General features: G+C 39.3%; 19 protein-coding genes. 10 read left to right on the top strand and 9 right to left on the bottom strand.

What is annotated here, in order from left to right; translation table 11 throughout:
• Window positions 1-11: 11 nt before the first annotated feature.
• Window positions 12-500 (top strand): YqiA/YcfP family alpha/beta fold hydrolase, encoded by a 489-nt coding sequence (locus CWD90_RS14020; RefSeq protein ID WP_103476697.1) that lies wholly within the window; start codon window positions 12-14, stop codon window positions 498-500.
• A 161-nt stretch (window positions 501-661) separates the two neighbouring features.
• On the top strand, window positions 662-2083 hold the full coding sequence (locus CWD90_RS14015) for an exonuclease domain-containing protein (RefSeq protein ID WP_103476696.1): 1422 nt from the start codon (window positions 662-664) through the stop codon (window positions 2081-2083).
• Window positions 2084-2205: 122 nt separating this feature from the next.
• On the opposite strand, the gene CWD90_RS14010 is transcribed toward CWD90_RS14015, so the two are convergent.
• From CWD90_RS14010 to CWD90_RS13990, 5 genes are all read right to left on the bottom strand, one after another.
• Window positions 2206-2808 carry a c-type cytochrome gene (locus tag CWD90_RS14010; RefSeq protein ID WP_103476695.1) on the bottom strand — a complete coding sequence of 201 codons (603 nt, stop codon included), beginning with the start codon at window positions 2806-2808 and terminating at the stop codon, window positions 2206-2208.
• 427 nt (window positions 2809-3235) lie between these two features.
• A complete protein-coding gene (locus CWD90_RS14005) occupies window positions 3236-4357 on the bottom strand; it encodes a ThuA domain-containing protein (RefSeq protein WP_103476716.1) in 1122 nt (373 codons plus the stop codon).
• A gap of 47 nt (window positions 4358-4404) precedes the next feature.
• Window positions 4405-5247, bottom strand: a complete 843-nt coding sequence (locus tag CWD90_RS14000; RefSeq protein ID WP_103476694.1) for a sugar phosphate isomerase/epimerase family protein — start codon at window positions 5245-5247, stop codon at window positions 4405-4407.
• Between the two features lie 20 nt (window positions 5248-5267).
• Window positions 5268-6536, bottom strand: coding sequence for an MFS transporter (locus CWD90_RS13995; protein ID WP_103476693.1), 1269 nt, complete (start codon window positions 6534-6536; stop codon window positions 5268-5270).
• Window positions 6537-7068: 532 nt separating this feature from the next.
• Window positions 7069-7953 carry an AraC family transcriptional regulator gene (locus tag CWD90_RS13990; RefSeq protein WP_103476692.1) on the bottom strand — a complete coding sequence of 295 codons (885 nt, stop codon included), beginning with the start codon at window positions 7951-7953 and terminating at the stop codon, window positions 7069-7071.
• A 437-nt stretch (window positions 7954-8390) separates the two neighbouring features.
• On the opposite strand from CWD90_RS13990, the gene CWD90_RS13985 reads away from it, so the two are divergent.
• The 8 genes from CWD90_RS13985 (at window position 8391) to CWD90_RS13950 (ending at window position 18772) form a co-directional block, all read left to right on the top strand.
• Window positions 8391-9434 (top strand): ThuA domain-containing protein, encoded by a 1044-nt coding sequence (locus tag CWD90_RS13985; RefSeq protein WP_205161242.1) that lies wholly within the window; start codon window positions 8391-8393, stop codon window positions 9432-9434.
• Between the two features lie 10 nt (window positions 9435-9444).
• Window positions 9445-10494: a sugar phosphate isomerase/epimerase family protein gene (locus tag CWD90_RS13980; protein WP_103476690.1), complete on the top strand. Its 1050-nt coding sequence runs from the start codon at window positions 9445-9447 to the stop codon at window positions 10492-10494.
• A gap of 62 nt (window positions 10495-10556) precedes the next feature.
• A complete protein-coding gene (locus tag CWD90_RS13975; RefSeq protein WP_103476689.1) occupies window positions 10557-11711 on the top strand; it encodes a Gfo/Idh/MocA family protein in 1155 nt (384 codons plus the stop codon).
• 97 nt (window positions 11712-11808) lie between these two features.
• A complete protein-coding gene (locus tag CWD90_RS13970) occupies window positions 11809-12921 on the top strand; it encodes a zinc-dependent alcohol dehydrogenase (RefSeq protein WP_103476688.1) in 1113 nt (370 codons plus the stop codon).
• 66 nt (window positions 12922-12987) lie between these two features.
• Entirely contained in the window at window positions 12988-14007 is a 1020-nt protein-coding gene (locus CWD90_RS13965; RefSeq protein ID WP_103476687.1) for an NAD-dependent epimerase/dehydratase family protein, read from the top strand.
• Window positions 14004-14975, top strand: a complete 972-nt coding sequence (locus CWD90_RS13960; protein WP_103476686.1) for a Gfo/Idh/MocA family protein — start codon at window positions 14004-14006, stop codon at window positions 14973-14975. Before CWD90_RS13965 ends, CWD90_RS13960 begins: the two co-directional genes overlap by 4 nt.
• A gap of 23 nt (window positions 14976-14998) precedes the next feature.
• On the top strand, window positions 14999-18196 hold the full coding sequence (locus tag CWD90_RS13955; protein WP_239986524.1) for a PVC-type heme-binding CxxCH protein: 3198 nt from the start codon (window positions 14999-15001) through the stop codon (window positions 18194-18196).
• Between the two features lie 369 nt (window positions 18197-18565).
• Entirely contained in the window at window positions 18566-18772 is a 207-nt protein-coding gene (locus CWD90_RS13950) for a hypothetical protein (RefSeq protein ID WP_103476684.1), read from the top strand.
• A 263-nt stretch (window positions 18773-19035) separates the two neighbouring features.
• Here CWD90_RS13950 and nhaD read toward each other — a convergent pair whose 3' ends face one another.
• From nhaD to CWD90_RS13930, 4 genes are all read right to left on the bottom strand, one after another.
• Window positions 19036-20301 carry a sodium:proton antiporter NhaD gene (gene nhaD / locus CWD90_RS13945; protein ID WP_205161241.1) on the bottom strand — a complete coding sequence of 422 codons (1266 nt, stop codon included), beginning with the start codon at window positions 20299-20301 and terminating at the stop codon, window positions 19036-19038.
• 755 nt (window positions 20302-21056) lie between these two features.
• A complete protein-coding gene (locus CWD90_RS13940) occupies window positions 21057-22421 on the bottom strand; it encodes an aldehyde dehydrogenase (protein ID WP_103476714.1) in 1365 nt (454 codons plus the stop codon).
• Window positions 22422-22541: 120 nt separating this feature from the next.
• Complete coding sequence (locus CWD90_RS13935) at window positions 22542-23447, bottom strand: PKD domain-containing protein (RefSeq protein ID WP_103476683.1); 906 nt, start codon at window positions 23445-23447, stop codon at window positions 22542-22544.
• A gap of 122 nt (window positions 23448-23569) precedes the next feature.
• Window positions 23570-25042: a SusD/RagB family nutrient-binding outer membrane lipoprotein gene (locus CWD90_RS13930; protein WP_157941233.1), complete on the bottom strand. Its 1473-nt coding sequence runs from the start codon at window positions 25040-25042 to the stop codon at window positions 23570-23572.
• Window positions 25043-25049: the final 7 nt, after the last annotated feature.

Here is a 25049-nt window from a genome sequence, read left to right as displayed (position 1 = left end):
TGAAGAATTGAATGACTATACTTTATCTACATGGACTTAATGGAAGTTTAAGTGAAGAAAAAAGAAAAATTCTTCAATCCTATGGTACCGTGGAATCCCCATCAATTGACTATGAATTGGACGATAATAGTATTGAAAATTTAAGAAGGAAATATCAGGATAAGGATTTAGATGTGGTTATGGGTAGTAGTATGGGAGGTTTTGTGGGATATTATCTATCAATAGCTTTTCAAAGACCGGCCCTATTGTTCAACCCGGCATTAGTTTCTCGTTCCGTATTTCAAAATGTTCCGGATTATAGCAATCCCCATATTTCTTTTAAGCGATTGGTTTTGGGAGCACAGGACGATGTGGTAGACCCAAGTGGAACCCTTCAATTTGTGGCCAAAAAGATTACATGCAATACAGATTATCATATTGCCCTGCGGCAAGATTTAGCGCATCGAATTCCTTTGAACATATTTGAAGAAGAGGTAAGGGCTTTTTTTAAATGTATGTAAAGAGATTATTTATCAAATCAAGATTTCATTTTTTTTTAAATAATTTGGCCCATAGTCATTTAGCGTTTGATTGAAGCTTGACCTAAAAAGTTAAATCTGCCAAAAGCTATTCCATTGCCCTTATTATTTGTTATTTTTCTCTTCTAAAATAGATATTCTTAGTGTACGCCATTGTAGAAACAGAAACCACAGGATTACGGGGTGAAGATAATAGGGTTATTGAAATCTGTATCTTGATTCACGATGGCGAAAGTGTCGTTAAGGAGTTTTCCTCTTTAGTAAATCCCGAGGTATCCATTAAATACAGTGTGTCCCGCCGTAATGGAATTAGCAATGACAAGCTGCATACTGCGCCGAAATTCTATGAAATAGCGAAGGAGGTAGTAGAGCTTACCAAAGACTGTATTTTTGTCTCCCACCATGTAAATTTTAATTTCAACGGTATAAAAAATGAGTTGGCATCTCTTGGAGGTGCTTTTAAAAGAAAGAAAATTTCAACCTTGAGATTATCCCGAAAAGTGATTCCGGGCCAACAAAGTTATAGTTTGGGTGCTATGTGCAACCATTTCGGCATTAATATTGGCCAATGGCAAAATGCTATGGATAAGGCAGAGGCTACCGTTGGATTGTTGGAAAAACTTTGGAAAATGGACACGGGCGGTGTTTTTAATTTCATGTTAGGACCAAAATCAGGACAGTCAGCTCTACCTCCTTTATGGCCAAAAGTAATCGTAGCAGCCCTTCCCAATACTACTGGGGTGTATTATTTTAAAAATGCAAAAGGAAATATTATTTATGTAGGCAAGGCCAAAGACATTAAACAACGGGTATTAAGCCATGTCTATAGCAAGTCGCACAAGGAGATGCGACTTTGTTTTGAAACGGTTCATATAGATTATACCCACACTGGAAGTGAGCTTGTGGCATTGCTCTTGGAATCGGATGAAATAAAAAAACACCTCCCTAAATTTAATCGTGCACAAAAACGGATCGGGTATCGTTACGGAATTGGTGGGCAGGTAGATAAGAATGGGATAACCAACCTATTCTTTGATCTCTTAAGTAAGATAAAATCCCCGTTGGCCAGTTTTTACAACCAAGGGGAATGTGTGGAGTTTTTGAAGGAACTGTGCGATACCTTTGAGCTTTGTCCACGTTACTGTGGTTTACAGCAGCTGTCCGGTGCCTGTTTTCATTTTCATATTAAAAAATGTCGGGGGGTTTGTAGGGAATTGGAAACAGTGGAATCCTATAACAAAAGAGTTGATCAAGCTTTAATGCCGATTGAGGATGATAAAAATACCTACATCATAAAAGCCGAGGGAAGGAACAAGAATGAAAAGTCGGTCATTGTGGTTGAAAATGGGGTATATAAGGGATTTGGATATATGTCCAAAAGAAAAAGAATAAAGGCCTTTATGGATTATGGTAAACTGATTACTCCTTTGGTGGATAACAATGACGTCCAAAAAATCCTGAGACGATATTTAAGGAGAAGTGATGGGGAGCATATTTTTATTGATTATGGGGAAGAAGTACGATTATTAAATGATGGCCAAAAACCTGTTGGACAGCTAACTTAAATGTAGTTCATAGGAATCTTATTTAATGCTCATTTGGTAAACCCAGAACTGCCTTTTTAAGCAGTTCTGGGTGGGTAAAATACATTTCCAAACGTTATCAAAAATATTTTTAGCCAATTGTTCTATTTGGCTCCCAATAATTGCTGTGCTGGTGGGACTGCTGCCGGTACAACATTATCAACTGGATTAACGGTTTTTAAATAGGCAAAAATAGCCTTAAGATCTTCATCGGGTAAATTCCGGTATTCTGTCCATGGCATGGGAGGTAATAAGGGCCTTGTCCCATCCATGCCTTTAAACTTCCCTTCTTTTATGGCCTTTAAAAACTGTTGTTCGGTCCAATTGCCAATACCCGTTTCATCTGGCGTGAGATTGGCTGAAAAAGAGGTGCCCCAGGGACCAATGGCTGCAGTGGAGCCCATATTAAAAAGCACATAGGATTTGGCCGTTTCCTTGTCATAAGGGGGTAAGATCTCTTGGGCCGGATGACCTGATAATCTTCTATTGAGGTCTACTTCAGGACCTTTGTCGGTCATGATTTTTGGAGAATGACAATCGTTGCAACCAACAGAGGCAACTAGGTTCTCACCTCTTTTTACCATATCTACAGTAGAATTGGTTTCGGCTTTTACTACTTCTTTTTTAGCAACTTCTTTCTCTTTTGGTGAATTGCACGCAATAAGCATAATTCCAATTATGCCTATTGACAAATAACATTTTGTCATAGTTTTTTAATTTAATTTGTTAGTGAAGTGTATTAGTTACCTAAATTTCTATAAAATCCTGAATAATCAAGCGCCTCAGAGTGGAGGACGTAATTGGTGTTAACTTCCAATACGACTGGCTGTCGTAGTTCGTTAAGCCCAATTTAGGGGTCAAAAACCACAAAGTAAAATTAACCGGGTTTTTAATCTACCGGTAAACAAAAGCTATTACTGATAAGGGGAGTAGAACAACAGCCTAGCAACATAAAAAAAGTGAAGGTAAACAGAGATCAGCTTTTCCCCACTGGCGCTAGGTCAATGGATTAAATTTAGTGAATTTTCTAATATAAAAAGAATTTTTTTTTGGAAGGTTTGAGTTAATTTGGATATAAAAAAAGCCAATAGAATTAAATCTATTGGCTTTTGATAGTTTGGTTGGTAATTGGTATTATTTGAAATCGGTAACTTTTAATTGTTTTTCATCCCAATATTCGTCCTTTCTAAATTCATATGTGGTGGGATTATAGGCACCGACCAATTCTACATCGGTCTTGGTAGGTACAGGAAGATCAAGTGTCCAATACACTGCATTTACAACCAATCGTCGAGTTCCTTCAATGGTGAAATCTACAGCAGAAAAAGCTGTAGAGGTAAAGACTTTTCCTTTTTTACCTCCTGGAACCTGATAGGATTTGGTCCATGCTACAGGCATTAAGGGTGCACTAACATTTTTACCGCTATTATTGGTTTGTGCGGCCTCATCATCTGTGGGTAACATACCATAGAACATATCATTTTCGTCGTATTCGCCTTTTCTGTTCATCACTTTTCCATATATTATGGGTTGGGCATCGCCAACCATGGGAAGACGAACTTCATAGACATCGGCGGAGGCCCATACATCACCGTCAGCGATACTATTTGTTATTCCAGTAGTTTTGCCCGACTCGGTGACAAAGCCCTTAGTACTTTGATGTTTATGGCTCCCATGATGACTAACCCAATTTTCACCTAGAACGAGCTTTCCAAATCCATCTTTCCATTCGGTTTTATCTCCATTATAATAGTTTCCATAATGTTTGTAAGCGGAAACATCTTCTTCTTTGAAGTTAAAGGCGTGTGTTGCTGTTCTAAGCCCAATTACAGGTTTCCCTTTCACAAGATAATCATCTATATGTTTCATTTGGTCGTCCGGCAAAGCCCTAAACCTTGTGGAAATAATCATTAGGTCAGCATTATCCAAAGCTTCTAATCCGGGTATATTTTTACCATAATTGGCATTTATTATACCTGGGTGTGCCGGATCCTGTGCGAACAAAACCGTACAATTAAAGCCATGGTGCTGCGATAAAATTTTTGCCAGCTGCGGCATAGATTCTTCAGAACGATATTCTTCGTCTCCCGAAATCAGCACTATATGCTTTGCGTTCTTATCACTACCTTCAAAAGTCAGCCATTGTTCTGGTATCGCCGTAGTTTCCACTGTCTCGGCTTCATTGGTCTTAGCCTCCTTTTGCTCTTTACAGGCAAACATAAAAAGACAAACAAGAATAGGTAATAGATTTTTCATAAGACGATTTTTCATTATTTTATATAGGGTATAAGGAATTGGCTCAATTATTTAATGCCCATTCCTTCTTTGATCAATTTTAAGCCTTTGGTATAAATTTCCTCCGAAGGGGAGTAATCCCTCCAGACATTAATGGCGTTCGCAAATTCTGGGATAATAGTGCTGAATGCCTCAATGGTCAACCAACCGTCATACTTTACTGCCTTTAATGCCTTAAATACTTCCTCCCAATGAACTTGTCCACTTCCAGGCGTTCCCCTGTCATTTTCACTTATATGCACATGCTTTAGAAAGGGGGCAATGGTCTTTATGGCCTCTGCCTGACTTTTTTCTTCAATATTTGCATGGTGCGTATCGAACATTGCTCCCAAATTTGGATGATTTACCTCCTTAGCCATGGCTCCTAGATCTGCCATAGTATTATAGAGATAACATTCAAATCTGTTGACTGCTTCAGGAGCAAGAATTATATTGGATTTCTGTGCATATTCAGCTGCTTTCAGCAACATTTCATTGCTCCACTGTTTTTCCTGTAAAGTAGGGGGTTGGCGTGTGAAATAGGCAAATGTAGAATGAAAAGGGCCACAGATTACTTCTACATTGGCTGCAGCACCCACATCAATGGACCATTTTAGTTTATCTAGGCCAGCCTCTCTTGTTTTCCGGTCAGGACTCGCTATATTCTCTTCCGGAGCCAAAGCTGCCACTGCTGTAACACCCATGTCGATACTGGAGAAATGATTGCCCAATTTTGAATAGTGCTTTACATCACCTTCTCCTAAAAACAATTCAATTCCATCATACCCAGTTTCTTTTAGGGTATCAACAATATTAAAGTGTTGCTCTGTGACATGGTTAGTCCAGAGCAACATATTCATTCCAATTTTCATACTAAAATTTTAAGTATTTTCTAATAGTCCGTTACGGGTTGGTTACTAGTAGCATCAGCAGCATTGGTGCTTTTGCGTTTTTTGACCCAAAACCACAGAATGGTAAATAAGACAATCAAAATTGCAGGAAATGCAACCATAGTGCCCAAAGTGGCCTGCCCAGAAACAAGTTCCAGTTCATCACCGGTAAGTCCGGCTGCCGCAGCTTCGGCTTTATCAGAATCGATCCATCCACCTATAATGGGCTGAAATATGGATGAAGAGAACATTCCAACTGCTCCAATAATTGACATCCCTAAGGCGCCACTTTTTGGTATTTTATCAGCGATAAAACCAATCATATTTGGCCAAAAATAAGCGATGCCCAATGCAAAAAAGATTGCGGCAACATAGGCCATGGTTCCGGTTTGGGTGCTAAAAAGATAGATTCCTATTGTGGCTAATACGGCAGAACCCAAAAGGACTCCAGTTTGATCGAATTTATGTACAACTTCTCCACCAAAATAACGGGCTACTGCCATTAATCCGGTAACTAGTGCCAAAATAATCATAGGTTCAGCACCACTCTTGGCCAAGATAAGACCCACCCATTGTTGTGGACCAAATTCAGAAATAGCAGTAAGGGACATACAAATAATCATAAAGATAAATAGGGGGGATATCATGGCTTTCAAATTTCCGCCAAGGGTGGCAGCTGCTTCAATTTTGGCTTTTGGCCAAGCCTGCCCAAAGTACAAATATGCATAGATTAAGGTCGGGATCATTATTACCCAGATTTGGGTCTCCCAATTTAAGCCTGCACCGGTCATAAAATTGGATACAAGACTACCTATTACAATACCACCTGGAAACCACATGTGGAAACGGTTCATCATTTTGCTCATCCTGTTACCAGAGTAGGCATCGGCAATCATAGGGTTACAAGCGGCTTCTGTACAACCATTACCAAGACCTATTAATAAGGTGGAAATTAGCAGGCCTACGTAACTGCCAGAATAAATGGTCAAAATAATTCCTAGAGCATGCGCAAAAAAGGCAAATTGCATTATAGCTTTTCCACCTACTTTATGGTAGATTAATCCTCCGATTACCATAGATATGGGAAAGCCAAAAAACCACATTGCATTTATGAAGCCAAGTTGTTCTCCGGATAAGCTTAATTCTTCTCCCAGTTGCGGAAGTATACCAGCTCTTATACTAAAAGAAAAGGCAGTGGTAATTAATGCAAAACAGCTAGCATAAAATAGCCTGTTAGCATTAGTTTTTTGTTGATCATTTGAATTTTCCATTGGTTTGATTCGATTTTGAATTATTAGGTGATTGTTAATTATATTTTATTTCAGCGTATAAGTTTAATCTCTTTTTTACAATAATCATAATTTATTTTTAATTGTTTTGTCAAATGAAAAATACAGGCCCACTTATATTGCACTATTAATATCTGTGTCTTTTGACAATTGTTCCTGACAATTTTTTGATTCCGTTTACATCAAAAAATTAAAGTTGATAAATTTAAACCTAAATGAATTTTAAAAGTTCCTATATCCTACTAAATAATGGTACTTTTTTATCATAGTTACAGCTGCAATTCATCGAGGTAGGAAGATGGTTCCCATATAACTATATATAGGTATCCCAAATAGTAGCGGACTATATTCGATAATAATGTAATCGATTTAGAGTTTTCTGGATAAGATAAAATTTGCTCATTATTTAGAATAGCAATTAAGCTAAACCTTATGCTACCACATAATTGCCTTTAAATTTTAATACGTGATTATATATAGGTTAAGGAAAATGATTTTATGGGAACTAGCTTTACTAGGAAATACTGGTTTTGATATTCAGGAATAGCTTGCGATATTCATGGGGACTCATTTGTACAATGGATTTAAACTGCCTATTAAAATTAGATAACGCATTAAAACCGCATTCGTAACTTATTTGTGAGATGTTGAAATTGTCTTCCAGCAATAATTTACGCGAATGGCCAATACGTATCTCGTTTACGAAGCGGGTAAATGTTTTGTTGGCCCTAGGTTTAAAGTATCTGCAAAAGGAGGTAGTAGTCATGTTTAGCATTTCTGCAATTTCTTCCAAGGATATTTTGGTTTTAAAATTGGTCATGACGTACTCGTAGACGATACGCATTTTATCCGCATCATCACCTTTAAAAACATTGGTGTATCCCGGGCTAGAAAGTAGGTGGTATTCTTCGCTATTGGAAAGGATATCGATTATTTCCAATAATTTTATAATTCTTCGAAACCCTTGTTCGCTATTTATTTTGAGTAAAAGTTTATTTATTTTATTTCGGGTTTCGCCATAGAATTCCATACCCCTAACGGAATTTTCAACAAATTTGTTGACATTATAAAATTCCTCCTTACCTAACAAGGATTCGCTAAAAAGTTCGTGGTCAAAATAAATGACCAAACCACGAGTAGTAAGTTTACTATTTTTTTTAAAATAAATTTCATCGCTCCGCCATAAATGCGGTAGATTTGGGCCTGTGACCACTAGATCACCTTTTTCAAAAGACTGTACGTGGTCTCCAACAAATCGGGTTCCCTTCCCTTCAGCGATAAGGGAGATTTGGTAATCAGGATGAAAGTGCCAATTTGGATTAAAATAGGGACCTACAATTTCCTTAAAGATAAAAGTTTCCTTGGTAGCAAGTGTTTTTTCAATGTTGGGAGTACTCATAAATTTCCACTTTGAATTTTATTTTGGCTAAATTAGGACAAAAAAGTGTCATCATTTAGTAAAATATAGGGAATATCAATCCCGATAGTATTTTAGATTTGTGGAGCTAAGTTTTTATAGTCAGATTATATTGCTATATATTTTATGGATAGCACATAAAATATGATATAAAATTTGGATATTGATAAACTTTGTTGATTTTAATAGCTAACCTTTTTTTGGTGTATTATGTAAACTTTGTTTTCTAATATTAACGGCAAGTATAGTTGGAAAAAAAAATCGGTAACTAGAGGTTTTAGATTTGTTTTATTATGTTAGAAACATTAATTTTTAAGTCTTCTTTTTTTTCTATAATCTGGAGGAGGATAGTGTGTTTTGTCCCATTAGTTTTTTTTATTTGTTCATGTGCTGATCAAGACAAAAAAATCACAACAGTTTTGGATTCTGAACTTGTAGCTCAGGGTAATGTAAGAGACTTTGGACAACCATTGATAACCAAGAATAATGTTGATAGCTACCGTGTGACCTATAGTGGGGACAGTGGGCCTGGAAAAGGCAAGCATATAGTGTTTATTGCAACCGATCACGAATACCGGGGAGAGGAAACATTACCGGCCCTGGCCAGGATTTTGGCAAAAAGATATGGTTTTACCTGTACCGTGGTATGGGCTTTGGACGATAATGGCAATATTTTTCCTGGTGGCTCAAATATAAAAGGGCTAGATGTTCTTGTGGAGGCAGATCTTATGGTGATATTTACGAGGTTTTCAAATTTTGAGGATAAACAAATGCAATTTATAGATGACTATCTGCAAAAAGGAGGACCTGTAGTAGGTCTAAGGACTTCTACACATGCCTTCAAAAATGCTGATAATCCCAATTGGGGACATTATGATTATAAATACGAAGGTGAGAAAAAGGCTTGGCATGGTGGTTTTGGTGAGGTAGTTTTAGGAGAGACCTGGGTAGGCCACTATGGTAAGAACCATCAACAGGCTTCCAAACTAATTATAGAAGAAAATAATATGGAACATCCCATTATGCGAGGAGTGCAAAGTGCTTGGGCGCAATGTGGAGGATATAATGCCTATCCCCAAGGAAAGGATTTGAAAATATTGGCCCGTGGAAGGGTATTGAATGGAATGACACCCGATGCTGATCCAGACACTAGCAAGGAAGAACTTCCAGTGGCTTGGGTACGCACTTATCAATTGGAATCAGGCGCGCCAGGACGTGCTTTTACGACTACCCATGGGGCTTCGGAAGATATTTTGAGTGAAGGTTTTAGGAGAATGCTCATTAATGCCTGCCTTTGGGGACTGGAAATGGAAAAAGATATAAAAGCGGACAATCCTATCAATTTTGTTGGAGGATATGAGCCAACAACCTTTAACTTTCAGGGTTATCAGAAAAACGTAAAGCCTTCCGACCTTGCAGGTTGGGATGCTGTAATAATGCCAAAAAATAATAAGAACGATTAAATCAACAGTTATGCCAGAAAACAACTATCCTAAACTCCATAACGCTTCGTGGCCAGGTGTGGTGGGAAAAGGACCCGATTCAGAGCCACCAATTTCTATAGATACCATGATTGAACTTACGGCCAATGCCGAGGTTGATGGGGTTAAATTTGATGGATTTGATCTTTTTGCCGCCGATCCCCATTTGGATATCGATTCCAATGATGATGGCATTAAAAAAATAGCGGATAAGGCTAGGGCCAAAAATTTAGAGATTGGAAGTTTGGTAGCACCGGTATGGGCAGGAACTGGTGGAGGATCTGCCATGGGCTCACGCGAAGAACGCAATCAATTTGTAACACAGGTACGTAAAGCCTGTATACTAGGTAAAAAACTAAGGGACCTTGGAATACGTCCCAATGGAGTAATTCGAATAGATTCGTCCATTGATCCACATAGTTGGGCAGTGGACCCTGTTGCCAATACCAAGCTAATAGCCCAAACCTTTAGGGAGGCCTGTGACGTAGCTGCCGATTACGGAGAGTCTTTAGCTGCGGAAGGTGAAATTTGTTGGGGAGGAATGCATGGTTGGAAGACCATGGTGAATACCCTAGAGGCGGTAGATCGCCCCAATATTGGATTTCAGGCCGATATGGCACATACCTTATTGTACTTATTGGGGTATAATAAAGAGGATGAAAGAATATTGCCTAAAGATTTTGATTGGAGTGATAGGGCTACATTGACGGAAGGCCTTAAAACAGTAACCGCAGCCCTTCGCCCATGGACCACTGATTTTCACGTGGCCCAAAATGATGGAACAGTGTTTGGATCTGGGTCACATGACAAAACGGGAAGACATTGCCAGGCTTCGGACCCTAACGGCAAATTAGATATAGCTGTAGATGCAGGCCATTGGTTGCGCGATGAAAATGGAATCCTGACGAAAAAAATCAGGCACATATGTTGGGACGGATGTATGTTTCCCAACGATGTAATGATGCAGCCTAAAACATGGAACGATATTTTAGGGGCCATGATCAAAGTGCGTCAACAACATGGTTGGTACGAGGCGACATAAGATTAAATGTCAGTTCTCGATTGTTCAAGATAAATTCAATTTAAAATAAAATTAGCGTATACATGTCAAGTAAGAAAGAATTACGAATAGGAATGGTAGGATATGGATTTATGGGAAGAACCCATTCCAATGCCTATCGGAGGGTTGGCAATTTTTTTCCAGAATTGGAATATAAACCTATATTAAAAGCTATTTGTGGGCGTAACCTAGAACGTACCCAAGCCTTTGCTGATCAATGGGGCTACGAATCCGTAGAAACCGATTGGAAAAAGCTCATTGCCCGCGATGACATTGATGCCATAGATATATGTACCCCCAATAATATGCACGCAGATATTGCTATTGCGGCCGCAGAAGCCGGGAAAATGGTTTTATGTGAAAAACCTTTGGCCCGTACCGTTGCAGAAGCCCAGCCTATGGTAGATGCTATTGAAAAAGCGGGAGTGCCCAATACCGTTTACTTCAATTATAGAAGACTGCCATCCGTATCTCTCGCTAAACAACTTATTGACGCAGGAAAACTGGGTAAAATATTTCATTATCGTGCCAATTTCTTACAGGATTGGACCATTAGTCCAGAGCTTCCGCAAGGTGGGGAAGGGTTATGGCGATTGGATAATGACGCTGCAGGTTCTGGGGTAACCGGAGACCTTTTGGCGCATTGTATAGATACTGCAATGTGGTTGAATGGTGGTATAAAAGATGTTTCTGCCATGACAGAAACCTTTATTAAGGAACGTGTACATACAGGTACGGGAGAAAAACAAGAGGTTACTATTGATGATGCCTGTATGTTTCATTGCCATTTTAATAATGGTTCTTTGGGTATTTTTGAATCCACGCGATATGCTAGGGGACATAAGGCCTTATATACATTCGAAATAAATGGGGAAAATGCCTCCATAAAATGGAACTTACATGATCTAAATCGCTTGGAATATTTTGACCATAGGGATGAATCTCAGGAAAGAGGATGGCGTTCGATCCATGTTACTGACGGTGACCACCCTTATATGGATAAGTGGTGGGTGCCGGGATTATCAATCGGGTATGAGCATAGCTTTGTACATCAAATAGCGGACTTTCTTAAGGCCTTGCAAGAAGGAAAGCCATGTTCACCTACCTTTAGGGAAGCTCAAGAAACACAGAAAGTTTGTGAAGCAGTTTTAGATTCCGCCAAGACTAAAAGTTGGAAGGATACCGGGGTGGAATGGTAGCTTTGGATTTCCCTATAAGGGGAACGCTTTAGTGTAATGTTGAAGGGTCAATTTTTCAACTAGAAATTAAACTTTAATTAAATAATAAATTATCCTGATGAGTAATTCTATAAAAGGCTTTTGTCTTCAGAGCAACGAAAAAATATATCCAAACTCTGGCCAATCGGTTTTGAGTAATTCAGCTGTAGTAGACATGGAAATACCTCCTTTAAAGGAAGGGGAAATAAGGGCTAAAACGCTGTATACGGGAATTTGTGGGTCAGACAATAGTGCAACTATTGGTAAAGCCAATTTTGATTGGGTGCAGCGTCCCCGCGTTATTGGGCACGAATTTAGCGCCGAAGTATTGGAATTGGGGCCAGGAGACCATGGCGACCTCAAGGTAGGAGATATTTTTACGCCTTTGGCCATGTTGGGTTGCCGTGAAGAAGATTGTCCGGCCTGTAGCGTATCCAAATGGAATTTATGTCCCAAAAAGGAAATAATTGGTTTCCACAGAAACGGAGGTTTTGGACAACAAGTAGTGTTGGAGTCGGATCGGGTAGTCCCTTTAATGAAAGGGCTAACACCGGCACAAGGTGCCTTGGTAGAACCTTTGTCCATTATCACTAACGCACTTTACAATAAGTGCGACATTAAGCCGGGTCAGGATGTAGTAGTGACCGGCTGTGGGATTATAGGAATGATGTCCGCAGAAGTTGCTCGGGCAGCAGGAGCAAGGGTTGCTGTAACCGGCATTGCCCATGATCGTGATATTCGTTTAAAAAGAGCAAAAGAAAGAGGTTTTATTACTATAGAGGTTTCACCGGAGAATTCATTGACCACTCAATTGCAAAAGGGCATTACCGACGATAACGGTGTTCCCTTTGGTTCTAACGGAAAAGTAGATTTACTAATAGAATGTTCTGGTGTTCCGCCAGTACTTACAGAAGCCATTGGAGTTGTTAAACCGGAAGGGGACATATGCGTTATTGCTACTTACGGAACAGACGTACAGATCAATGCCACACACCTTACGCGTACCTCTTTAAATATGAGGGGATCCATGGGGTCTTGTAGAACAGATTATATGGCCGCTCAAAAACTGATGGTTACAGGAATTTTTCCTTCTGAACATTATACGGATTATTATGAATTTAAGGACATTAACCAGGCTTTTGAAGATTCGATAAAGGCTAATAATATGAAGGCCGTTGTAAAAATGAACTAATAATTCGTCAAGTCTGATCTTGATCGGAACAACAACATAATATCAAAAAAAACAAGCATTAAAATTATGCACACAATATTTATTACCGGAGGTACGGGCTGTATAGGATCGGTCACTATTTATAAACTCTTACAATCCAAGGAGGTTGGGAAAATTGTTGTCGCATCGCGGTCAAACAATGTGGATCCATTAAAATTATGGCTCCCGGATGATTTGGATTCCCGCTTGGAGTTCGTTACTCTGGATGTTTCCAATTATAAAGAGATTGAAAGGGTTTTGTTTGAAGTAGACCCTACCCATATTATACATTTAGGGGCATATCAAAGTCCGGATTGTTCTCGTGATCATATAGGAGGAATGGAAATAAATACGGGAGGTACGATGGCACTTTTTGATGCCGCTGAAAAATTATCTAACCTCAAGCGATTTGTTTTTGCAAGTTCTGCCGCAGTTTATGGCATGCGATCTATGTATGCTGAGGCCATTATTCCTGAAAATGTACCTTTAGCTCCACCTAACCATTATGGAATTTGGAAATTGGCAGGGGAACATCTTGCTCGCTTGTTCCATGACAACACTAAAGTGCCCACTGTGTGCTTACGTTTGAATACAACATATGGAAAGGGCCGTGATAAAGGGAAAACTTCGGCACCGACCAATGCGCTTAAGGCTATTGTGTTGGGAGCAGAGGCAGGAAACATAATTCCTTTTGAAATGCCTTATCAAGGTCGGGAAAATTATCATTTCGTTGAAGATGTAGGAGCTCAATTTGCTGCCTGTGTATTACAGTCCTATGAGGGTTTTGGTGCGTTTAACATACAAGGTGAAACCATCCCAATTACCTCATTTTTAGAAATTATTAAAGAACAGGCAACATCATTGGGCATGGGAGACTATGTATCATTATCTGTTGCCGACGGTGCACCGCCAAACCTTTTCGTATGTGATCTGGATCATACTAAAATAGCAAGTACATTCAAAGATTTGCCCTTGACCGATATAGCTCAGGGAATACGAAATTCATTGATAGAATTTAAAGCGATGGCGGAGAAGGGCACCTTGAAATATTCTACACCTGCCTCATGAAAGATATAGGAATAGGATTTATAGGGGCTGGTGATATTGCCGATTTGCATGCAGAGGCCATTAACAGTTTGGCAGGGGCCAAACTTGTGGGACTTTGGAACAGAACCTTTGAAAAAGGAGCGGTAAAAGCTAAAAATTTTGGCTGTAAAACCTATAAAACGGAGGATGAATTATTTCAGGATCCAGAAATCGATGCTGTTTTTATATTGACTAATATGGAAACCCATTGCGACTATACCATTAGAGCAGCTAAGGCAGGAAAACATATTTTGGTAGAAAAACCGGCCGCCTCCAGTATTGCAGAATTGGAACTCATGCAGGAAGCTGTTGATAAAGCTGGCGTTAAATGTATGCCGGTCCATAATTATATTTATGAATCAGGTATACAAAGGGCTAAATCCATGATCGAAAGCGGTAAATTGGGCGATATCTCCCAGTTTTATATGATGTATAATATTCACCATGCCGAAGAAATCAGGGCGCGCTACCCGGGAGTAATCAGACAGATATTGACCCATCATAGTTATACCATGCTCTATTTAGCGGGACAACCTAAAACGGTCTCTTGTTTAAAGTATACGGTAGATACCACCATTGCTCCACAGGAAAATGTGGCTATGGCCAATATCCAAATGCAAAATGGCACTCTTAGTCATTTATCGGCTAGTTTTGCGAATGATGATCATGCCGGGGATCCTTGGACATGTATCATAAAAGTAATAGGAACAAAAGGTAGTACCCGTTATAGTTACAGGGATTGGGTAATAAATGATCGTAACGGAGCGCACTCACAAACGTACCACTGCTACCCTGAATCTATCAAAAATACAGCAACACATTTTATCAACAATGTTCTGCGTAATAATGAGGCACCACTTTCTAGTCTTGAGGATGCAATTACTTGCCAGCGAATTATAGAGGCTTGCGAAAAATCCGTAGAAGAAGGAATTCACGTGAATATCAATTAATTATATACCAAAAAATGATGAATATGAATAAAAAAGTTGCTTGGGGAAAAATGTTCCTAATGCTTTTCCTAGTCCTTGGTATCTACAGCTGTAGTAAAGAGGAAGACAACACCTTAAAAATTGGACCTAATTCCCATATCGTATTGGTAGGTAATAATTTAGGATCACGAATGTTAAATTTTGGACATTTTGAAACAGAAATGCAGCTTCGTTACCCTAATGATTCGCTTTATATCCGGAATATGTGTGATGGCGGTAACACCGCTGGTTTTAGACCACATCCTGCACGAAATTCACCTTGGGCATTTCCAGGTGCAGAAAAATTTGAACATGAGTCGGGAGAAGCCATCCACTTTGAGGATGATGAAAACGGGAACCGATCTGGTCCTATAGGACATTTTCCTTCTCCCGATGAATGGATTACTACCTTAAAAGCAGATATTATTATCGGGTTTTTTGGCTACCCAGAGTCTTTTGAAGGCCCAGATGGCTTGGAGAATTATAAGGAAGAACTAAGGGCATTCATTAAACATACTTTAAGTCAAAAATATAATGGTTCCACTGCGCCACAATTGGCTCTTGTTTCTCCCATCGCATTTGAAGATCTTTCAGATAAGATGGACCTACCCGATGGGAAAAAGGAAAATGAGAACTTAGAGTTGTACACAACGGCTATGAAAGAAGTGGCTGCGGAAGAGGGTGTTCTTTTTGTGGATGCATTTGATCCAACCAGGCAATGGTACCAAACGGAAAGTTCGGACATGACCCAGGATGGTTTTCAGCTAAACGATTTGGGATATCAGAAGTTTGCCAAGTTGTTGGCCGACAAAGTTTTCGGAACTAAAGAAAGTAAGGCCGAAGAGAACCGTGGATTGGTACTTGATGCTGTAAAGGAAAAAAACTGGTTCTGGCACAACGATTTTAAAATTCCAAATACTGTTCATGTATATGGAAGAAGGTACGATCCCTATGGGCCGGACAATTACCCTTTCGAGATTGAGAAAATTCGTCAGATGACCGCAATTCGCGATACTGCTATTTGGGAAGCCCTACAGGGTAAAAAAATGGACTTGGCCAAAAGTGATGCACAAACCAAAAAATTACCTGAGGTAGAAACGAATTATAAGCCGAGTGACAAAAATGGAACTCCAGAATATTTATATGGGAAAGATGCATTAGATAAAATTACGACAGCACCTGGTTATAAAATAGAACTTTTTGCCTCTGAAGTAGAGTTCCCTGACCTAGCCAATCCTGTACAAATCTCCTTTGATAACAAAGGTAGGCTTTGGGTAGGGGTAATGCCCAGTTATCCCCATTACAAACCAGGCGATAGCAAACCCAATGATAAGTTGTTAATACTGGAGGACACGGACAATGATGGTAAGGCGGATAAGCAAACTGTCTTTGCGGACGGACTTCATCTTACAATAGGATTTGAATTTGCACCTGAAGGCGTATATGTTTCCCAAGGTACCAATTTGGTATTGTTAAAGGATACAGATGGCGATGATAAGGCAGATGCAAAGGAGATTATTTTAAGTGGATTCGATGATCATGATACACATCATGCTATCAGTGCTTTTACTGCTGATCCTTCGGGAGCGATCTATATGGGAGAAGGGGTGTTCCTACATACTAATGTGGAAACCGCGTATGGTACTGTTAGGGGAACTAATGGTGGATTCTATAGGTATAGCCCCCAAAGACATCATTTGGAACGCACGGCACAATTGCCCATTCCAAATCCTTGGGGAATTGCATTCGATGATTGGGGACAACCATTTTTTGAACATACCTCAGGACCATCTGCTACTTGGATGATGCCTGGAACAATCGTACCACGCTATGGTGTAAGTTCACCACTACCTGAGAACCTTATCGAAAAGAAACATTTAGTGAGGCCAACTTCTGGTTTGGAATTTGTGTCGAGTAGGCATTTTCCTGATGCAGCCCAAGGCAATATGCTAATTGCCAATACTATTGGCTTCTTGGGTATAAAGGAACATTCCATGGTAGATGATCCTAAAACTGCGGGTTATGTTAGTAAACATCAGGAAGATTTGATTTCTGCAACGGACAAAAATTTTCGACCTGTAGATATGGAATTTGCTCCAGATGGTTCTTTGTATGTCATAGATTGGCACAATGTGCTTATTGGACATATGCAGCACAATGCCCGTGACCCATTAAGAGATCACGTTCATGGAAGGGTGTACCGTATTACTTATCCATCAAGACCTTTGGTGGAACCAGCCAAGATTGTTGATGCCAGTATAGATGAATTATTGGATAACCTAAAACTTCCGGAATACCGAACCAAATACAGAACCAAACGAGAACTGCGAGCTAGGGACGCCTCTGAAGTTTTGTCAAAACTAAAAACCTGGGTAGCCGGCTTGGATAAAAGTGAGCCTAGGTACGAACACAATCTCTTGGAAGCTTTGTGGGTTACTTGGGGCTTGGATAAAGTTGACGGACAATTACTTAAACAAGTTCTCAATGCAAAAGATTTTAAAGCTCGTGCGGCCGCAGTTGGGGTACTTCGCTATGCTGGACATCAAATTCCTGACCAGGCCGATCTGCTTATGCAAGCCGCCAAAGATGACAACCCACGGGTAAGATTGGAGGCCTTGGTTGCTGCCTCTTGGTTGGGTAGGGATGTTGGAATTCCCATTATTACCGAGGCAGGAAAAAAAGGTTTGGATAAATGGATGGAAAAACCATACGAATCGGCCCTAGCACATTTAAATGGCCACAAAGCTGGCGAAGAACCCAAAGCGGTTATTAAGACAGATTTAAAAGGAAAAGACTTGGAGCTTTTGGTTGCAGGAAGAGAAATATATATGCGGGATGGTTACTGTGCCACATGCCACCAACCGGATGGTCAAGGTCTGGAAGCTTCTGGTTTTCCTCCACTAGCAGGGTCTAATTGGGTAACCGGCAATGTAGATAGACTTATAAAGTTAACCACCAACGGTTTAATGGGGCCTATAGTGGTGAATGGTAAGGAGTATCCCGGACAGGTCCCTATGACTCCGTTTGGAAATTTACTTAGCGCAGATGAAACTGCAGCCGTATTAACATATGTAAGAAATACTTTTGGAAATAAGGCTTCTGTAATCTCAGCAGATAAAGTCAAGGAAGTCCGTGAGAAAATCAAGGATAAACAAGGCTTTTACTCTCCAGAGGAATTATTAAAAGAACATCCAATGGAGTAATATATAAGGTATTTAAATTTGCTCTTGGTTTAAGCCAGATGAAAGAATTATTCTTTCATCTGGCTTTTTCTTTTCAAAATAAGTTAGAGGCAATTAGCAACTCTTTATAGGCTTATAGTAGTTTTGAAATTCATGCTATCAATTAGAATTGATCCAAAAGTTTAATTGTAGATCGCCTAAATTTTCACTTTTGTATTGTAATGGCTATATTCGTCCCAAGATTGTGTTAAAAATACATGTTTTTTAGGATTATACATTAATAAGCCATATTATTCGAGATTATTGTGTTAAGTTTTCATACGTTTATACGACTAATGTATTTTAGCACAAGAATAAATAAAGTTGAACAGTAAAAAATAGTTATTAAATATGGGAAGGCCGGCGACAAAACCAACGGAACTAAAGGACGGATATTATATTGAAGTTCGAAATAAGAATCAAAAATCTGGAGGTATAAAAATTAGAAGGGATACGGAAGAGCAGATGTTATATGCTTTGGAAGAATATAAGAAAAGCAAGGACGTTACTGTACTTGGTAAATTGAAAAATGGTAAAATGATGGATTTGGCAGGCTAGCCTGTAGGAAATCTATAAATTATTTTAAAACCCTGCCTTCTATGGGCAGGGTTAATTTTTTTTGGGACAAAGGCATATCTTCACCCTTTTTGTTCTGGAACTAAAATGGAATTTCGGGAATAAGTCAGAGATAAATAGTTAGATGTTTCCCGAATTGGTAACTGCGATATCTGTTGTGGTATAGGAATGTTATGCGCTTATTTTTCCGATTTTCTGTCAAAATCAATTTTAGTGAGCCTTAGGGTCAATTCCAATATAGATTCTCAATTTAATAATATAAAGACTAGGATACCTGCAAAATAGCCAATAAAGGCCAACCAGGCTATATGTCGTAAATACCATATAAAGTCGATTTTCAAAATACCCATTGCGGCAACTCCAGCAGCAGATCCTATAATAAGTACGCTTCCTCCTGTTCCGGCACAATAAGCCAAAAAAGTCCAAAATTCATGATTTTGGGGAAACGTATCTAAGGAATACATTCCCATTGCCCCTGCCACCAAGGGTACGTTATCTATCAATGAAGACAGCAGTCCCAGTAAAGTATTGGTTATATGAAAATCTTTAAAATTGGTTTCCAAGGCACTTCCCATATAGGCTAAGGAACCATTGGTTTCAATAGCTGCTACGGCCAAAAGGATTCCCAAAAAGAAAAGGATACTAGGGGTGTCAATTTTCTGAACAGTAGCGGCCACGGATAAATGATGCTTTAGTTCAATGGGCTTATTTTTGTGAAGTATTTCTGTTATTAACCATAAAAGACACAAACTAAAAAGCATACCGAGAAAGGGTGGCAAATGGGTAATAGCTTTGAATATAGGTACCATTAAAAGTAGACCTACCCCCAAAAGCAAAATAAAGTTACTTTCCTTGGAGCTTATTTGTGTGGCAGTGGTGGTAATTGGCACAAGGGCTTCAGTAGTTTTCCCTTTAAAATTATAAGATGCAATAGCTAAAGGAACTAACAAACAGACTAAACTAGGTAAAAATACCTCGACAATAATGGTGTTTGTAGAAACATAGCCGCCATTCCAAAGCATAATGGTAGTGACATCCCCTATTGGCGACCAGGCCCCACCGGCATTGGCGGCAATAACTATAAATCCGGCAAAATACCAGAGGTCCGACTTGTCCTTTAAAAATTTTCTTAAAATAGCCATCATTACAATCGTGGTGGTTAGGTTATCCAAAACCGCTGAAAGAAAAAAGGTCAATAAACAAAGTACCCAAAGAAGAACCAACATATTTCTGGTTCTAATAATCCTAAGAATAATTTCAAAACCGTTATGGATGTCAATAAGTTCAACAATGGTCATGGCTCCTAGAAGAAAGAACAGAATTTCAGCAATTTCCTCAAAATGTTCTTTGAGTTTCAACAAGGTTTCTGAAAAATCCAGTCCGGTATGGGCAACAATAACCCAAAGTACCACCCCAATAAACAGAGCGGTTGCTGCTTTATCGATTTTTACAACATGTTCCAGAGCTATGACCATATAGCCTGCGATAAATAGAAGTGTGGTAATTAACATGATAATTTTTTTGGATTTTTTAATTTGATTCTCATGTAAGGATATATTTTGCCTATTGTTTTTAAGAGGATGCGAGGCCAACTATTTTATTAACCTCAGGTCTTATTTCCGAGTGCGGTTGAGGCTGGGAGGGAATTTTAATGGGCAATGAACTTATTGCCCATTCTTTTCTCTAAGGACCAGTAGTACTTAAAAAGTCAAATAATATGGAATAGGGCAGTGTTTGGAAAATAAAGAGCATTAAACCAAAACCAAAATGGGTCAAAGGAAAAGGCTTGTGGGTTATCATGATTTTATCCAATTAATAACTCTAAGGTATTAACAATAATCGTTAACAGATTGTTAAAAATATAAGATAAAAGGGGCGATAAAAGTTCAAGGCTCCACTTTAATAAAATAATGCTTTTTACCAATGAATGCTTGCGAAAAGCTTATGAGCAGCATTTAAGAAGCAGGGTTGGTCGTAAAGAAGCTAGAAATAAAATCGGTTATTTAAAAAAAGAAGTTAGTGTTGTAATTTTAAAATCACTCAATGGTTATATCCAATGAAAAGACAGTTTCAAAAATAACAATTGTTAAAATTGAATTCCCTGCCTTTTCTTTGATAGTCCTATCCTTAAAAATTGAGGGGATGGAACAGAACCGGTTTTAAATTCATAATTGAAAGCCAATGGGCTCAGGTGTAAATGAGTGGGACGGCCTTGTGTTATTTGAAGTAAACAAGGTCTTGGCTCAATTACTACCATTCCCAAGGATTAAAACAGATACTTTATTTTCTTTACAATCTGCATAGGTAGATTATATGGTGGGTATCGAAGAGGTGCATCGAACCAATTTGCCTTTTTAACAATGGCTTTTTGATGTGAAAAAATGTCGAAAGATGTTTTGCCATGATAGGCACCAATCCCACTTGCACCAACTCCGCCAAAGGGGAGTTTTTTATTCGTGATTTGGATTACGGTGTCATTGATGGCGCCCCCGCCAAAACTATACCTATTGATTATTTTTTTCTGGAAAGATTTTTTGTTAGAGAATATATAGGTTGCCAAGGGTTTGCCATAATTCATAATATGACGCTCGATATCGGCCTCGTTTTCGTAGGCAATAATAGGGAGTATAGGCCCAAAAATTTCGCCTTGCATCAGTTTACTGTCCAATTTAGGCTCATTGACCAGGGTTGGGGCTAGATAATTATCATCATCATTGCTATCTCCGCCAAATAGAATTTCTTCACCCACTAGCATTGCCTTTAGACCTTCATAATGGTTTTTGCTTACCGTTCGTGAAAAATCAGGTGATGCTTCAATGTTATCTCCATAACACTTGGTAATGTTCTGTTTTAGTGCGGCCACAAGTTTGTCCTTCACTTCTTTGTGTACAAGTATATAATCGGTAGCAATACAGGTTTGGCCTGCATTTAAGAACTTGCCCCAAACAATCCGTTTTGCTGCCAAGTTGATGGATGCTGTTTCATCCACAATGGTTGGATTTTTTCCTCCCAATTCCAAGGTAACGGGTGTAAGGTGTTTTGCTGCGGATTCATAAACAATTTGCCCCACCCGGGTACTTCCTGTAAAGAAAATGTAGTCCCATTTTTCGGCCAAAAGTTCTTGGGATACTTCCACACCTCCTTCCATGACAGTAACATGTGCCGGTTCGAAAACTGCATTAATAATTTCTGAGATGATTGCTGAAGTATAAGGTGTAACTTCTGAAGGTTTAACCACAACCGTGTTTCCCGCGGCAATAGCGGCGATCATAGGGGCAAAAGCCAATTGAAATGGATAGTTCCATGGCGCAATAACCAATACGGCACCATATGGCTCCTTATAGATCCAATCAGAGGAGGGCCAATTCATTAAGGTAGCAGATTTTCTTTCAGGCCTTGCCCAAAAGTCTATATTTCGCAAGACCAATTTTAGTTCCGCCAATACGAATTGGGTCTCTGCAGCCAAGGTCTCGAACTTAGGCTTTTTGAAATCGTTGTAAATAGCTTGGGCAATAGCATCCTCACGTGCAATTATTTCTTTTTGCAATCGCTTTAATACTTTTTTTCGAAATGAAACATCCTTGGTCTTTTGTGTTGCAAAGAAATCACGCTGTTTTTGTAATATGTCCATGGGCATTAAATTAATATAAAAAACATCCCCAAAAGTATTCATTTGGGGATATCATCAAAATTATATATTAGATCACAACATTATGAATATGAATTCACCAATTAGTGCAATTTTCAGAATTTATAAAGATTCCAAAGTTAAATGAAAGAACAAGGTTGGCGTATCGTAATAATCTTGTTCCGTATGTATTCCCAAAGCGACGTTCATCGTAGTTTCGGTAATTTCCTTTAGAATTACTATGTTACTGGTTTCTTTGAAACCCAAATATTCTCCTAAAATAAGACGTTGCTTTCCTGTAAAATTTACACTTACAGGTCCTACCTGGGGATAAAGGGTGTTAATGGTAAAATCTTCTTCGTTAAGCTCCCAGGTGGCATCGGTTATAGGCGCATAGATGGCATGAGCCAAGGGCACGTTAGCGAGATCTGCCGAAACGGCAGTAATATTGGCTCCGTGAAATGCACTGGCTTGTATAATGCCCATAAGGCTTTGGCCATCAATATTATCCACTTTATAGGTTCCGTCATAAACAAAGGTAAAGGCATCGTCATAGGAAGCGCCCAATCCTACGGCTCCCAGTAAATTGTCAAAGGATGCGATCAAAAGGCCTAGTTTATTTTCGATCATTCCGGCACCATCCTTACCTGCGGTATATGCTTTTTTTAACCGCCATGTTTTACCCTGCGGTCTTGCTGGCCCACCTGTCAATAGAATATCAAGTGTGGGAAGAATTGTGATTTTTTTAGTTTCCGAGTACGTGCCGTTTGAGCCAATTACTGTCATAACAACGTTGTATGTTCCGGGGCTGGCAAAGGCATATACAGGATCTTCTTCAGAGCTAGTAGAACCGTCGCCAAAATCCCAACTAATAGAAGTGGTATTTTCAACCGTTCCATTAAAAGTTACCACAGAGCCTTCGACTAGGAATTGAAAATCGGAGAGGGGTAGTTGTGGTTCATTATCGTCGCTACAGTTAACCAATATTATGGCTAGTAGTAGTGTACTTAATATCTTAATATTTTTCATCTGTTTATATTTATGGTTTTACATTGGTCATATGTAACCTTTGATGATTAAAATAATTATTGCTCTTTGTGTTTAAGGATTATTTTAGTCATGTGGGTTTCATTTAGTTGTTTTTTTAACGCTTAGTTTTTATCCCACCATACAGGGGTGTCTATTTTATTTGCACCCTGTCTTGCAATGGCTTCTTGGACGTTGGAGCTGTTTGAACCTTGTTCAAATGAAGAGTAATTAAACCTAGTTGGCATGATACCGTTGGTTGCACCTTTCGATAAATCCTCACTAGTTCGAACAGGTATTATAGGATAGCCTGTACGGCGTATATGCGACCATCCCTCAAAGAAATTTGGGGTAAGTGACAACCACATTTGCACGCCAATTTGCTCTTCATCGTTCACACCTGCCAAAGTAGCTGTAGGTGAGGCCATGAAACTAGTTATCTCCGCAGCATCCACTTTCCATTGCTTTAAGGAAGCTTCAATACCAGTTCTATATAATGAGTTGGCCGTTGCTGGGTCATTGTCATAGGCCAAGGCCGCCTCTGCCCGTAACAACCAAGTTTCAGCAGCGGTCATCATATATAGTTTACTTTCTGGGGAAGATAAAGCAAGACCCATATTGGATAAGTTGGCAAAATTGGAATTTCCAAAAGCCTGATCGGTCAACCCGTTTGTAATACCGGAATACTGTCCGTTGCCATCCATACTAACAAACACCGCCAGCCTTGGATCATTGGTACCCTGTAATTGATCGATCAACAATTTGGACATCTTTATGGACGGAAATCCTGTTCTTCTATTAAACCATGCATTTCCAGTACCTTCGGTTTCAATCATAAAGGCATCATGCCCAGGGGTTTCCATTAAGGGTTCAGATAAACATTGTGCCACTGTAGTTTGTGACGCACCCGGGTCTGCATAACGCATGCGCATTGCTAGACGAAGTCGAACGCTATTCGCAAATCGCACCCATTTGCTCAAATCGTTGTTGTAGATCGGGTCGGAATTGGGATATGCCATTACAGGATCTGCAGTCTTTAAAATCGCAATACTGTTTGTCAACCTAATGATCATATCTTTATAAATGTCCTCTTGAGTATCATATTTTGGCAACAAAATATCTTGTGATTTGCCTTTTCCGCCCTCAGTGTAGGGTACATCACCAAAAGCATCGGTAACCTTGGCATAAGCTAACACAGCAATGATATTGGCAAGGGCATTGCGTACATTGTTTTGGGTGCCAACAGAAGAAGTTAGTTCCAAAACTTCCTCAATATGACGGATTGCTCCGCTATAACCATCATTTAAAATACTATTGTAATCCCCGTCATGACCATCCCCATATTGATCTGGGGCCCTCCAAGTACTTCCTGCCACGTAGTAATGGGCGTACATACCGGCAAAATGGGCAGAGCCATTATCCGTAGTTCCTTGAAATAAGCTTCTTACCGCCTTGGTAAATAAGGCAGAATCATCTATCGAAGTTACGGCATTCGGATTATCATAAAGGTCCTCCAAATGGCCCTCACATGAAAGGAACAACATTCCTGTTACTGCGACAACTATTGTTTTTCTTATTGTATTATGTATCGTTTGCATAGTCATC

Origin of the sequence: Arenibacter catalasegens, from assembly GCF_002909235.1 — a bacterium.
Taxonomy (GTDB): Bacteria; Bacteroidota; Bacteroidia; order Flavobacteriales; family Flavobacteriaceae; genus Arenibacter; species Arenibacter catalasegens.
Note: the sequence above shows the minus strand (reverse complement) of the source record. Positions and strands in the feature narration are given on the sequence as shown.